Origin of the sequence: Nostoc sp. FACHB-892, assembly GCF_014698795.1 — a bacterium.
Lineage (GTDB): Bacteria > Cyanobacteriota > Cyanobacteriia > Cyanobacteriales > Nostocaceae > Nostoc.
On record NZ_JACJTR010000037.1, the window covers coordinates 12,620 to 25,869 of the forward strand.

Annotated in this window: 12 protein-coding genes; 2 read left to right on the forward strand and 10 right to left on the reverse strand. The window is 43.7% G+C overall.

Going from position 1 to position 13,250, the window contains the following annotated elements; genetic code table 11:
* Positions 1 to 155 precede the first annotated feature (155 nt).
* On the forward strand, positions 156 to 1,418 hold the full coding sequence (locus H6G96_RS30725) for an AIPR family protein (protein ID WP_190916667.1): 1,263 nt from the start codon (positions 156 to 158) through the stop codon (positions 1,416 to 1,418).
* A 176-nt stretch (positions 1,419 to 1,594) separates the two neighbouring features.
* Here H6G96_RS30725 and H6G96_RS30730 read toward each other — a convergent pair whose 3' ends face one another.
* The 9 genes from H6G96_RS30730 to H6G96_RS30770 form a co-directional block, all read right to left on the reverse strand.
* Entirely contained in the window at positions 1,595 to 2,200 is a 606-nt protein-coding gene (locus H6G96_RS30730; RefSeq protein WP_190916669.1) for an ATP-binding cassette domain-containing protein, read from the reverse strand.
* Positions 2,187 to 3,116: an ABC transporter ATP-binding protein gene (locus tag H6G96_RS30735; RefSeq protein ID WP_190916671.1), complete on the reverse strand. Its 930-nt coding sequence runs from the start codon at positions 3,114 to 3,116 to the stop codon at positions 2,187 to 2,189. Before H6G96_RS30735 ends, H6G96_RS30730 begins: the two co-directional genes overlap by 14 nt.
* A 9-nt stretch (positions 3,117 to 3,125) precedes the next feature.
* The gene (locus H6G96_RS30740; RefSeq protein WP_190916673.1) at positions 3,126 to 4,004 is read right to left on the reverse strand and encodes an ABC transporter permease; all 879 of its coding nucleotides are present in this window, start codon (positions 4,002 to 4,004) and stop codon (positions 3,126 to 3,128) included.
* Complete coding sequence (locus tag H6G96_RS30745; protein WP_190916675.1) at positions 4,001 to 4,990, reverse strand: ABC transporter permease; 990 nt, start codon at positions 4,988 to 4,990, stop codon at positions 4,001 to 4,003. The genes H6G96_RS30740 and H6G96_RS30745 overlap by 4 nt, the downstream gene beginning before the upstream one ends.
* 34 nt (positions 4,991 to 5,024) lie before the next feature.
* Entirely contained in the window at positions 5,025 to 6,701 is a 1,677-nt protein-coding gene (locus H6G96_RS30750) for an ABC transporter substrate-binding protein (RefSeq protein ID WP_190916677.1), read from the reverse strand.
* A gap of 60 nt (positions 6,702 to 6,761) precedes the next feature.
* Positions 6,762 to 9,425, reverse strand: a complete 2,664-nt coding sequence (locus H6G96_RS30755; protein WP_190916679.1) for a TonB-dependent siderophore receptor — start codon at positions 9,423 to 9,425, stop codon at positions 6,762 to 6,764.
* Between the two features lie 1,077 nt (positions 9,426 to 10,502).
* On the reverse strand, positions 10,503 to 10,742 hold the full coding sequence (locus H6G96_RS30760; RefSeq protein WP_190916681.1) for a hypothetical protein: 240 nt from the start codon (positions 10,740 to 10,742) through the stop codon (positions 10,503 to 10,505).
* Between the two features lie 246 nt (positions 10,743 to 10,988).
* A complete protein-coding gene (locus H6G96_RS30765; RefSeq protein ID WP_190916683.1) occupies positions 10,989 to 11,309 on the reverse strand; it encodes a hypothetical protein in 321 nt (106 codons plus the stop codon).
* Between the two features lie 74 nt (positions 11,310 to 11,383).
* Positions 11,384 to 11,587, reverse strand: a complete 204-nt coding sequence (locus tag H6G96_RS30770) for a hypothetical protein (protein ID WP_190916685.1) — start codon at positions 11,585 to 11,587, stop codon at positions 11,384 to 11,386.
* A gap of 67 nt (positions 11,588 to 11,654) precedes the next feature.
* On the opposite strand from H6G96_RS30770, the gene H6G96_RS30775 reads away from it, so the two are divergent.
* On the forward strand, positions 11,655 to 12,578 hold the full coding sequence (locus H6G96_RS30775; protein WP_190916687.1) for a transposase family protein: 924 nt from the start codon (positions 11,655 to 11,657) through the stop codon (positions 12,576 to 12,578).
* Between the two features lie 131 nt (positions 12,579 to 12,709).
* On the opposite strand, the gene H6G96_RS30780 is transcribed toward H6G96_RS30775, so the two are convergent.
* The gene (locus H6G96_RS30780) at positions 12,710 to 12,871 is read right to left on the reverse strand and encodes a hypothetical protein (protein WP_190916689.1); all 162 of its coding nucleotides are present in this window, start codon (positions 12,869 to 12,871) and stop codon (positions 12,710 to 12,712) included.
* Positions 12,872 to 13,250: the final 379 nt, after the last annotated feature.

Below are 13,250 nucleotides of genomic sequence, written 5' to 3' on the forward strand. Positions count from 1 at the left end.
GTGTTATATCTATCGCAGGTTCAAATAATTTGACTACGTAGATGCTGAAATATGTTGTAGTCCAATCTCTAACGGGACTCGGCATTTCAGGAAATGCGATATCAGGGTCAGGGTTTTAGTTAACATAGAAATTCCCCTGACATTGCACACATTGTATGCCCAAGACTTGGAACATCAAGATAGATAACTATTTTCAAGCCAACCCCAATTGCATCATCGCCACCGCCCATGTAGACTCGTTCCCTATAGACCTGCCGCTAGAACCGAACATCCGCGAACCTAACCGTAAAAGCGCGACCTACAGACAAATCTTCGACTCGCTGACAACCGAACCTGCAAAATTCTTCTCTCGCCACAGTGGAATCGTTCTGTCAGCCAATAAAGCTAAACCTGTCAAGAATAAAACCGAACTCGAACTAGAAATTTTAGAAGCTAACGAGGGCGGTAGCGATGGGATTATCAACGGTGGTCACACAGTTTTAGCATTTGAGCAAGCGAAAAATTACAAATATGAACTAACCGAAGCTAGGGTAAAAATTACGATCCACATCGGATTGACTGAAGAATCAGCCAAAGACATAGCCCTAGCTTCAAATACTACAACGCCAGTAGATTCTCGCTCCAAGGTGAACGCCAGAGGTGATTACAAATTCATCAAGCAGTATTTAGTCCAGTTAGAAAGAGCAGAAGATAGAAAATTCCGCATCGCCTATTACCAAAACCAAAGCGGCGCACCCAGAAACGCTCAGTGCAATGTCACCCATTTGCTCAAGCTCCTTTACTGCCTCGATAGAAATAAATACAATCCCGACGGCAATAAACGAACCAAGCACCCAGTAGGGATGAGTCTTCCAAGTAACATCACAGATGCAGAAAGGGAACGATTAACCGCTTTACTGCCTCTACTTTCTCAAGCCTTGTGGATAGAGCAAAGACTGTACGAAATAATTCAAGACCATATCAGCAACCCCAGAAGAAAGGGTGCTAACGATTTAGCTTCAATAGATATACGTAAAACTACGTTGTTACCGGACAGCAAGTACTCATTCGGGTTTGGTGCGCCAACTGACCTCGCATTACCGATAATCGCGTCCTATCGGGTATTTCTCGATAAGGACTATAAATGGATTCTGCCATTTGACGAATTCGCCGAAGATTTCCTCCAACACTTGTGGGCTAACTATTTTCGTAAATACTTGGTATCGGAGAAAACAGCAGGGAATACAGTCGGTACAAAAATTAGTCGTAATCAAGACATTTGGGAAAGTTTGTATATCTCTGCACAAAGTTATCTCAATTCTTCCTTGGTGAAAATGGTTAACTCTAGTAAGTCAGAAGAACCGAAGGTGACACAAGGTGCAAACAAGAGGGCAAAAAGGAAAAGTAATGGGATTAACGCAACCACTATTCCAAAATAATTTTTTGTTTGCGTACCGCAACAGCTAATGTCACAACTAAACCAATCACCGCCAATGAAATCAAAACGGTGTGGAAACCACCTTGCTGCAAACTAAATTCTGTACGTTCGCTTATCTTTGAAGTGTGAGAGGAATTAACGCCTCGTTAGGGAAATGGCTGAATCTGAAGATATAATTCAATGCGCTGCTTTTAAATCAATCCTACGATGGCACAGGTACTTGAGTAGCGCAATGTCATGACTTATAACCAAAATACCTATTTCAACCTGGCAGGCATAGTCAATGACTGCACGCCAGATGAGTGCTTGAGTGTTGGTATCCAACATAGCAGTCATCTCGTCAGCAATTAAGTAGCGGGTCGCTCTATTGAGCGAGCGTGCGACTGCGATGCGCTGCAACTCTCCTCCGCTGAGTTCATGGGGAAAGCGACTTAGCCAACTAGAGTGAATTCCCAAACCTTGCAGAAGTTCTCTAGATGTTCCTTTTCCCTCTGCTAGGATTTGGCTAATCGGCCAGCGGGGGTTCATTGCTAGTTCTGGGTGCTGAAAGATGAGCTGTATCGGGCAATAGCCTTGTTTTGGCAGAGGCTTCCCGTCGATTGTGACTCTACCCTCCGTTGGTTGAAGATACCCGGCTAGTAGCTTACCTATAGTCGTTTTGCCCTGACCGCTTGGACCTTGCAAGCCCACAATTTCACTCTTGTTGATTTCAATACTGAAATCACGCAAAATCCAAGGTTGATTGACTCGATAGCGAAAAGACAACTGTTCACCCTTCAGCATGAATACACCTCACAGGAGCGCCTCGCACGATATGAAACTGGGGTCGGGCTTTTTGGCAAGCGTCAGTCACTAAGGGACAGCGGTCAGCAAACAGACAACCATCAGGAAGCGCCTCTGGACTGGGTTGGGTGCCTTTAACCGGTATGAAGCCATTTTGGGGCAGCGATCGCCACAGCGCTTGTGTGTAGGGATGACGCAGATTACCATCAGTAAAATCCTCTGCCGCCGCCACTTCCAATGTCGTGCCTGCGTAAAACACAGCTACTTTGTCTGCAACTCGCACAGCGGCTTCCAGGTCATGGGTGATCAGAATTATAGCTTTGCCCTCATTTGCCAGTTCACGTAGATGGTTAAGTGTCTCAACAACTACATCTATATGTAAACCAGGAGTCGGTTCATCAGCAATCAACAGTTCAGCCCGTCCGACAGCTGCTGTAGCAACTAGTACTCGCCGAGACATGCCACCTGAAAGTTGAAAGGGGTAAAGCTGTTTAACTGGCAGGGGAAGAGCATAGCGTTCAAAGGTTTGATTTACAACTCCTCTTGCTTCGGTAGCAGGCAATCCACTCAAACGAGCTGCCCGATGTACTTGCGAACCCACTCTCATTAGGGGGTCAAGATAACTGACTGACTGGGGAATCAAGGCAATTTCCTTGCCCCGCAACTTGGTCTGACGCTCTGGGGTCAGGAGTTCTCCTTTAAAAATTATCTTGCCTGCAACCAAGGAATTATAAGGCAAAATACCCAAAATGGCGTGAGCTAGCAGACTTTTACCAGAGCCACTAGAACCAACCACTGCCACCACTTCACCCGCACCAACCTCTAAATCCAAATCCATAATGACGGTCAGCCGTTTTTGGGTCAGACCCACATCGTACATGGTGAAAGTGACACTGAGGTTTTGAACTGATAGCATAGTATAATATTACCCCTGGCTTGTTTTTGGGTCGAACAAAGCAAGCAGGCTCTGACCCAAGATGTCGAAGCTTTTGACCGCGAGCAGCAACGCTACTCCTGGCATTACCGCCAGCCACCAGTAGCCAGTGGATAGGTATCGCATTGACTCCGAGAGTATAATCCCGATTGCCGGAATCTCTGGCGGTAGACCCAAACCCAAAAAGGTAAGCCCAGCCTCGTGCAAAATTGCGTGGGGAAACAACAAAATCAACCCAACGAGGAACTGGGGCACTAGGTGGGGCAGTATATGATTGCGGGCAATCCACAAGGGCGAGTGTCCTAGTTTAGAAGAGAGTTGCACGTAATCAGAACTTTTGATCTGAAGCACTTCAGCCCGCAGCAGACGAGCCAAGTTCATCCAATGGGTAATGGTGATGGCGATGATCAACCCCTTGACTCCGCCCCCAACAGCAAAGGCAATTAGGATAACTAATACTAAGTGAGGCAGGCTCAAGAATACATCAATTATCCAGATGATAAAGGTATCAACTTTACCACCCAGTGTAGCTGAGAGCGTTCCCAGTACCAAGGCGATCATGGCGCTAAAGCTAGCGGTTAGCAGCCCCACCCATAGACTCAAGCTCAAACCGTGGAGCGTACGGGTGAACATATCTCGTCCCAACCAGTCAGTGCCAAACGGGTGAGCAAGTGTTGGAGGTTGGTTGCGTTCTTGTAAGGAAATTTCCAAACCAGCTTTACCAATCAGTTGGGTGCCAAGCAGCAGGATGCTCAGAACGATCGCGCACAGAGCAATAAGCATAAATGTCCGACTACGACGATTACTGAAGATGAGTGATAGTTTGCGTCCTAAAGTTTGAGGGGTTGAAATCGCAGTAGGAAGTTTCATGCTCTGGTACCTCCGATGCGGATGCGGGGATCAATCACTTGGTAGCTGAGGTCTGCCAAGGTGTTGCCGATAAACACAAAGATGGCGCTGAACAAAACAATACCCACCAGTAGCGGGACATCATTACGCAAACCTGCCTGTAAGGTCGCACTACCTAACCCAGGATAGCCAAAGACCTTCTCAACTAACACAGTACCACCGAACAGTTCGCTAAGAGATGCAAATTGCAAAGTCAGGGCTGGTAAAGCAATATTGCGTAAACCGTGGTGCAAAATGACTCCAGTTGTTGTTTCTCCCTGAGCGTAAGCAAACAGGGCATAGTTACTATTGAGGACTTGGATCAGTTTTTCGCGGGTTTGCAGAGCAATATTTGCAACCCCAATAACGCTGAGAGCCAGAGCAGGTAGTAACAAATGGTATAGACGTTGCCAAAAAGTGACATCTTTAAGCAACACTCCTGGTGGAGTCGCACAACACATAGGAGTGACTTTTAAAGTGACGGAGAAGGTAATAAGCAGCAGCAATGCAATCCAAAAGGTGGGAGCAGAGGACAAAGTGTAAGCATACAGCCGAATTGCTTGATCCAGCAGTGAAGCTTGTTTCGCTCCTGCTAAGACACCTAAAGCGACTCCTAAAATACCTGAACCCAACCATGCCAGTGCCATTAACCAGAGTGAGGCTTGAAAGCGCTCGGCAATGACATCAGAAACTGGCTGATTGTAAGTCATGGAAGTTCCAAGGTTGCCTTGAAGTAGTTGCCCCAGCCAGAGAAAAAGTCGCATAACCAAAGGTTTGTCAAGCCCCCAACGCTGGATAATTAATTCTCTTTGTTCTGAACCGAGGCGAATTACGTCAGAACCAACATAAGCATTGACAGTGTCAACCGGAGATAAGCTAACTAGCACGAAAGTAAGGACAGCGACGGTTAGTAAGAGCAACAACAAATACAATAATTTTTGCAGAATAAATCGAATTAGGAAGTGCATGATAAAGTTACCCAGAAGAGTAAAGGATGGGCTGCTATTGACAAATCCATTTCCAGTTAGGCAAGTTATATAGAAGCGTTAGCGTGTAGTGGTGGGATTTTTCGGTAGCTTTACTAACGTCGAGACAGGTGCTGAAAAGGTAAGTTTTATCAATATTAACTAGCCAGGCAGAGGCTGCATCGCCTTTAGCGGTTACTCCAGTTTGACCATCCCATTGCACCTGCTTCCAAAATTGGATTGCTTCTGTCTCTGTAGCGGATGCTGCTGCTCGGTCAAGCGCTCTATCAACCACTGAGTTGCTATAATAACCGGGATTCTGGTATTTTCCCTGAGCCAAAGAGCTTTTGAAGAGAAAGGATAACTGCTGCGAGTCGTGGGTTTCCAGCGCGTAAAGGACAACATTGCTTTGCATCCGGCGTTCAATCTCAGTCCAGCTCCTACCCTCAACATTTACCTTAATTCCAACAGGTTTGAGCATTTGGGCAACTGCTAAAGCCAGTCCCTGCCTGAAAGCGTCTTGGGCATTGTAAAGGAGAGTGAATTCTGCCTTTAACCGTTGTTTTTCTAGGATGCCGTCACCATTCGTATCCCGCCAACCATCCTCACTTAAGATTTGCTTGGCTTTGTTGATATCCCCATCTTGAATGTCTGCTGTTGGCTCGTCCCAGGGAAGACCACTAGCAGGACTCATCGCTGGGGAACCGTAACCATTAAACAAGGTTTGAACCAAAGTTTGGCGGTCAATCGCATAATTGACTGCCTGACGAATCGCTCGGTTTGAGGTGACATCGTTGCCAATTGGGTTGCCATCAGGTGTCTTCCTCCCTGTACGGGGAGGATAGGGAAACATAAGCCCAGCGTGACCGAGGCTTTTAATGACATAGGTGTTCATGCCCTCCACTGGCTGTGAGGCTAGGTGATTGGGAATTGCAGCCACCTGAACTTGACCTGCTCTGGCGGCGGCAAAAGCAGCATCTCCCTGAGTGAAGAGGAGGATGATACGCTTAATAACTGGTTTGTGCCCGTAGTAGTCAGGATTGGCTTCGATGATCACCTGCTCGCCCTGGTTCCATTGCACTAGTTTGTAAGGACCGGAACCGATTGGGTTGCGGGCGTAGTCTTTGTTATGGGCATACTTGGGTACAATACCCAAACTGGCAAGTTGATTGACAAAGGTAATATCGGGTCGTTTGAGGTGTAGTTCGACTTGATACTTACCTGTAGCAACAGCGCGATCCAAAATCTCCATATCCAGTCGCCCAAAACTGTCTTTCGTTGTATTGAACGTGTAAGCGACATCTTCTGCCAAGAGAGGCTGACCATCTGTGAACCGAACATCTTGGCGGATTTTCACTGTCCAGACCAAGCGATCACTGCTGATGGTGTAGCTCTGGGCTAGGTCGTTGACCAGTTCAAAATTTTCGTCGCGGCTTAAGAGTGTACTTTGAAACAGAGGAGGACCGGCGTAATGCCAACCCATTGTTGGGTCGAACCCTTTCTCATATATATGATATTCGTCCCATCCCAAGTCCACCATAATCTGCTCCTTGGACCCAGAGGTGGCGTTAACCAGTGAGCGGTTTTGGGAAACCCGACTACAAGCAGCCGCTCCTACTAACAGCAGCACCACTAGCAAGCGAAGGAGATGAGACGTGCGCTGATAAGTTTTACCGGATAGGCATTGCCTACTACTGGAATAATTTTTGTACATAGCCCACTAAGAGTGTTACTAAATTCGATACTGTCTTGCGATTCATAGGATACACTCAATTTAGAAATTGATAGACACCGTTCCCAACACTGTCAGAGGTGCTCCAGGAATCAACGCAAAGCCGTTATCAACGTCGTAATATCTTGTGCTAAAGAGATTTTTGAAATTTAGCCCGAATCTATAGTTGTCTCGACGGTAGAAAAGAGCCGCGTCTGCTTTGAGGTAAGAGGGAATTTTGAAAGTATTGGGTAGTATCACCTCAGCATCTTCTGCATACGTTAGCCCCAAGCCAAATCCCAATCCTTGCAAATTTCCACTTTGCAACTCATAAGTCGTCCATAAACTGGCGCTATGATATGGAACACCAGGCAAACGATCGCTAACTATCTCTGGGTTCGTATCCTTTATTACTTCTGTGTCCGTGTAAGCATAGCTAGCGATGATATTCCATCCTGGCAAAATTTCTCCGGCAATATCCAATTCAATTCCACGACTGCGTTGTTCGCCCGTTGCAACACTGAAAAAGTCTCGAAATTCCGGGTCAGGGTCAGCTGTTGGTACATTCTGTCTGGTAATCTGGTAAAACGCCAAGGTTGCTGAAACTCGGTTCTCGAAGAAATCTTGTTTAAGTCCAAACTCAAACTGGTCTCCGGTCTGCGGTTGTAATAATTCTTCCGTCCGGGTGATGTAACCAGTGTTGGGAGCGAAGGCTTGTGCATAGTTGAAATAAACAGAAGTAGAATTCGTTGGCTGGTAGACAATGCCCACGCGGGGAGAGATTTTTGTATCCGATCGGTCTGTCAACTCATTTGTTAGTCTATTTTCATTGAAGGAATAAACGGAGTCAAAACGAATGCCACCTAACACCTTGAGATTTGAGGCAAGCTCAACCAAGTCTTGTATGTAAATTCCGAGACTATCGTTGCCAAATTCCGCAGAGTCCAACAGAGTGTAAGCTCCAGGCCTAGCACCATAAACAGGATTAAAGATATCGATGGAAGCCAGAGGCGCGCTGCTCCGAGTATAGGGATAGACAAATCGACTTAATTCCACGCCAAAGAGAAGATTGTGTCGCACGGAGCCAGTATTGAACTTGCCAATGACTTCGTTTTGCAGCGTGTAGAGTTGATTATTCTGCGGTCCCTTAACGGATTCACGGTTGAGCGTTTGCCGATTCGGTTCTAGCGCAGTGCTAGCCAATCGTTCCGAGCCAATATTGAGATCGGCAACGAGTACGCTAAACCCCTGCCGAAATCTCCAATTATCACTAAAGCGATGTTCAAAGTCGTAATATCCCCAGTGTGTTGTTCCCGTAGTGGGTCCTAAGTCTGGTTCGCTAAGGTACCTGCTAATAGGCACTTGCAAAAACTCTCGCTCTGGTGGAAAGTTAGCACCAAAAATGTTATTAGAAATTTTAAAATACTCGTATTCTACTGTTAACGTTGTTCGCGGACTAACGCGCCAGGTAAAAGCTGGCGCAATGAAATAGTCCTCGTTAAAGACAAAATCCCGAAAGCTGTTTGCGGATTCGTAGGAAGCATTCAAACGGTAGGTGAGAGAACCATTTGCGGTGAGAGGACCTCCTATATCGAATGCTGGACGAAAAAAATTATAGTTCCCGGCCGTGAAATTCAGTTGGTAAAATGGTTGATCTAAGGGCTTCTTTGTGACTGTGTTTACAACACCACCGAAGGCAAAATTTCCCCCATAGATTGCCGAAGCTGGACCTTTAAGAACTTCTACCCGTTCGACATTCGCAAACCCGTGTGGATTGATAAAAGCCGAGTCTGGAAAACCATTGCGGAGTTGTTGGTAACTTTCCCCGAAGCCCCGCACCCGGTATCCGGGCGCAAACGGAAAGCCAGGGAAGCGAGTCACACCGCTGATATTTTCAGTGAACTCTTCCACACGTGTCAGCCCGCGATCGCGAATCACGGCTTGTGGTACTACTTGTACTGATAAGGGTAGGTCGCGTTGCGGCACAGGTAGCTTAGTTCCGGTAGTTGACTCTTGAACCCGATACCCTTCCTCTCCCTCTCCCGTTACTACTAGCTCAATGGGTTCTTCACCAGCATCTGATGGTTTTGCAGGCTGTGTTTCACTACTAGGTAATGGTAAGCTTTCCTCGTCTGTGGGTAGGGGTGCCATAGAGGGGGAAGGGCTAGGGGTGGGCTTCTCTGCTGAGGTTACAGCTGGTGTCACCGCGAAAACCAAACCTTCATCGCTGTCAAACAGCTCGGCTGTTGGTAATCCGTCTTCACCTGTCAGTGTTACTTGGACAGTACCAGGATTCTGATTTGTGACTTGTAAGAGCTTAATTCCCGCAATGGGTTTTTCAGAGCGCAAAAAATTACCACTACTCAGTTTTAATTGAGCATTGGTGATCAGAGCAGTCAGGGTATTACCTTCACTTTTAAATGAAGTTTGCAGCTTGTCAGATGTAACAGATGTTTCTAAAATGATTTCTAGACCACTTTGTGTTTGATTTAGCCTGACTCCTGTTACTTGAATAATCGGACTCGATTGCTCTTGCTGCGCTAGCCACTCCTTAATATTGGTGTAAGGATGTTGGATGTTTTTAGCTTGGGGAATATCTTTAATAGTGACTAGTTCTGCTGTCTGACTTGTTTTTTTAGTGTTAGATTCTGCTAATGCTTGCTGATTGAAAATCGCTACTATGACTATAGCTAGCCCTAAATTCCTTAGTAGATACAGTTGGTTCATGAATTTCTCAACGTCCTCACACTAAAGTAGTTTGAACAGCGACGAACTTCCAACTACCAAAAATAGTTGGCAAATCTTAGTAGCTGTAATACTTTTTTTGTTATTAATTAAATATCATACTTTGTGCTAACAGTAATACTTTTTAATAAAAAATGGATAATTAGAAAATTAACTGTAGTCAAATAGAAAATAGTACTAAATTGAAAGCATGGCTCTTGATTTTTTCTTAAATACCTCCTTACTAAAATGTTTGCCTTTTGTAGCAGAGATGTCAAATGACAAGTTGTCAAACTTGAATGAGAGCGAATAAAAAACACTTTTTTGAGTAAGTGCCCAAGAAAAAACAATCTATGTGAAGGCAAGTAAACACGTAGAATGCATCTATCAAGATAACTAAAATATCGGGGCACAGTGTAGTTTTTCACTCCTCCTCCCATCCGTTATCTCCTTGACGAAGCGATGCCTACATTGATATTTACGATGGGCTACGACGCTCCTGCGTCGCTAACGCTACGCTATCGGTGTCGCTTACTACACCTCTATTCAAAAGTCCTATCTGATCTCGTAATTTATTGTCATTAAAACTAATTTGTTGAAAATAATATACTCAAAACGGCTTGGATCTGGACTTCTCAAGAATTGTTAAAATCTTTATCAGGTAACGCTCATAGTTGTTAATACAAAAGTCCAGCTATTATCCGTTCGTAGTGTATATAGTGTGAAACCCTTACTATTTCGTTGTTTCACGACTTAGCTGAAAAAGCCAGAAGAACTATAAACAACCACACCCAACATCGCCAGCACAATCCTCTGCCGTCGCACCCATTCAAAACAAGCGCCGACATCAGTTGTTACATATTACAGTATTTTTTCCCTTAGAGCTTGTCATGTAACAATCTTGCTTCTTTTGAGCTAGAAATGCTTTCTCAGTAAGCTTTCTAAATAATAAATTGTAAAATTAGCCCTGCTTTTACAGGCATTGAAAAACCTAGAACGGCAAAATAAGCTAGAGTAGGTTTGTAATGATTGAAACAGGCGTAAATAAGTAAACCAAAATTTTCAACAACAACGAATTTACTAGGTTTGAATTTTTGCTCTAGTAAGTTTTACCACACTAGTGAAAAACAAACACCTTGGGTTATCATACCAGTCCTTAGCAATCGCACCCTTGGGATGAGCAATCACTGTGAGACAACAACTTACCCCAGCCGTAAAACCCAACCCAATCGCTGCCACAGTCTCGCTGGGCTTGATAAACAACGTTGCAATTCCGATAACTGCACCCCAAAGACAGCCATAACAGCAAACGATAATCAACTGATTTTTGGGTTTAGCCCTTTCGTCTGATATGCATTGATGGCTTATGGCATAATTTTCAAGCTCATTGATAATTTCTAGTAAAGAAGCGTCGCACTATTTTTCTAGGCGATCGTTTGCCAATCTGTCTTGCTTAACTGGACTTATGGCTAATTTTTGCAATGCTATGGTTAATCTATCGCTCATTTTTAAATACCGGAACTTGACCGGAACTCGACCGCAATTCAACAGGAACTGTGACCGATGTTACTGGTTAATGTTAATAATGCTAAAACCATCTTTCTCATTTCCGCACAATCGGTTAGTGTCAATCAATTGTGACAAGGCATTCCTTAAGTAAAGAACACTCTTTTTCTCTTCACCCCATTTGCGGCTGTTTCTGATAGCAGCAAAAGAAGTTGGAGGACTAGCAGTAGCCGCAACAATTGCCACAATCTGTTCTAAATCAGCCTCAGAAATACTACTCTCTTCTACTTCCAGAAATTCCACTTCTTGATAAGGCTTTGAAAAAATGGATGGTACCGGAAAGGTTTTTTGTGTTTTTTTCTTATTTGGTAATGTAATCAATTTCTTTTTTGAAAATATTTTAGCTATGGAAGTGTGATCGCCATGAGATTTGGAGTGGTGATCGCACTTGGTTATTAACCAAATATTTGTGCAATATCTGCCCCAAGCCCTGTAGCAGTAAGCTCTTTAGCTAGTTCGGCAACATTCAGGATGCTTTCATTAAGTATCGTAAATGTATTGCCGGAGCTTATGGCTTGCGGATTGAACGCTCCACCCATAAAGCTTAATGCTTTGCAATATCTGTCAAGTGGGTTGAACGCAGCGAGTCGTTTAACCAATAGACATCTCCAAAATAGTATCATTCTGTGATAAAAGAACATTAAAGAGTGATTTTGGCACAGGAGCATGAGCAATATACTGAATTACATTGAAGAGAATCCTAAACAAACACAAAGGTTAATAGGGCTGGAATATGAACAGTTACAACAATTAATCCTAAATGCGGAACGTTTACATCATGAAAAACAAGCTTCACTAGAATCTAAGAAAGTTAGAATTATTGCTGGTGGAGGAGGCCGTAAACCAAAATTATCTATTCCCGAACAAATCATTTTAACTTTGGTGTATCTCCGGCATCTAACAACCTTCCAACTTCTAGGTATTCAGTTTGAAGTAAGCGAGTCTACCGCCAATGATACATTTAACTATTGGTTGCCCAACTTGCGAGAATTACTGCCATCCAGTCTGCTTGAACAAGTAAAAAAAAACGCTTCTGACTATGAAGTAGTAAAAGAAATACTCACAGAATATGAATTAATAGTAGATAGCTATGAACAAGTCAGAGAAAGGCCTGGAGACAATAATGAACAAAAAAAATATTTTTCAGTTAAGAAGAGTAATCATACATTTAAAACTCAAATGATTATTTTACCTGATGCTAGTGATATCGTTGATGTTGTGGCAGGTGAACCTGGGCCAAAAAGCGATATAACAATGTTTAGAGAATATCGCTCAGAGTTTGATGCCAAACAAAGGTTTAAAGGAGACAAGGCATATATTGGAGAAGATTTAATTACAACTCCAATTAAAAAACCACGAAATCAAGAACTAACAACAGAACAGAAAGAACAAAACAAAATATTTTCATCTAAACGAATCTTTGTTGAACATCGAATTCGATCAGTCAAAATATTTCGAGTTATCCAAGAAAGATTTAGGTTAAATACCTGTAAATATAAGCAAGTAATTTTGGCGATTTGTGGATTAGTAAGGTTACGAATTCGAGCGCTAATATTACCATTAGAAATATCGTCCATATCATCAGGTTGAAATTACCGCATATAACCAGATATTTTTGCCTAATTCTCAACAGAAAATATCTCAAAGTCTTATTTTATCGTACAGACTCGCTAATTTAAGATGATTGCATTTAGGGACTACAGCCTAGCCACACAAAGACTTTAACTGTTTTCGGAGATGTCTAATGCATAGTTGCCTTGTCGGAATGCTGTTAAGGCTTCCTGATGTAGTTCTGTCTGTTGCGGCATCCGGTCAATTATCAAGTCAATTGCTCGCTGGATTTGCTCTTTTGTTAGTTCGTTGCTTGTAGATGTAGCTACCATTTTTATTCTCCTAATAACCAACCCATTTTGGAAAAAGATGGCGAACGAGATTTTTAATCAAGATGCGTTCGCTACGGCAATTGTGCGGATTCATGAAGTTAGCTGATTAATAAGTCCCGCACAAACACGGATTCATTCCTGCTGCCTTTCAGTAAAACTGCATTATACAAGTTTTAAAGTGTCACTGTAACCATAAGTTTGCCGCTTTTGAAAGCATAACCTTGCCGCAGAACAAGCGAAAAGGCTTGATTTAACGTTCCGCGATCGCAGTCAAAGCATTTAGTTTTGAAACCAAAAAGTTGCCAAAAGTCTAAAAATCAAGCATAAACGTGCCGAAAGTTCAGGGATTATGCACCCTAAAATACCTGAAGTAGCAAGA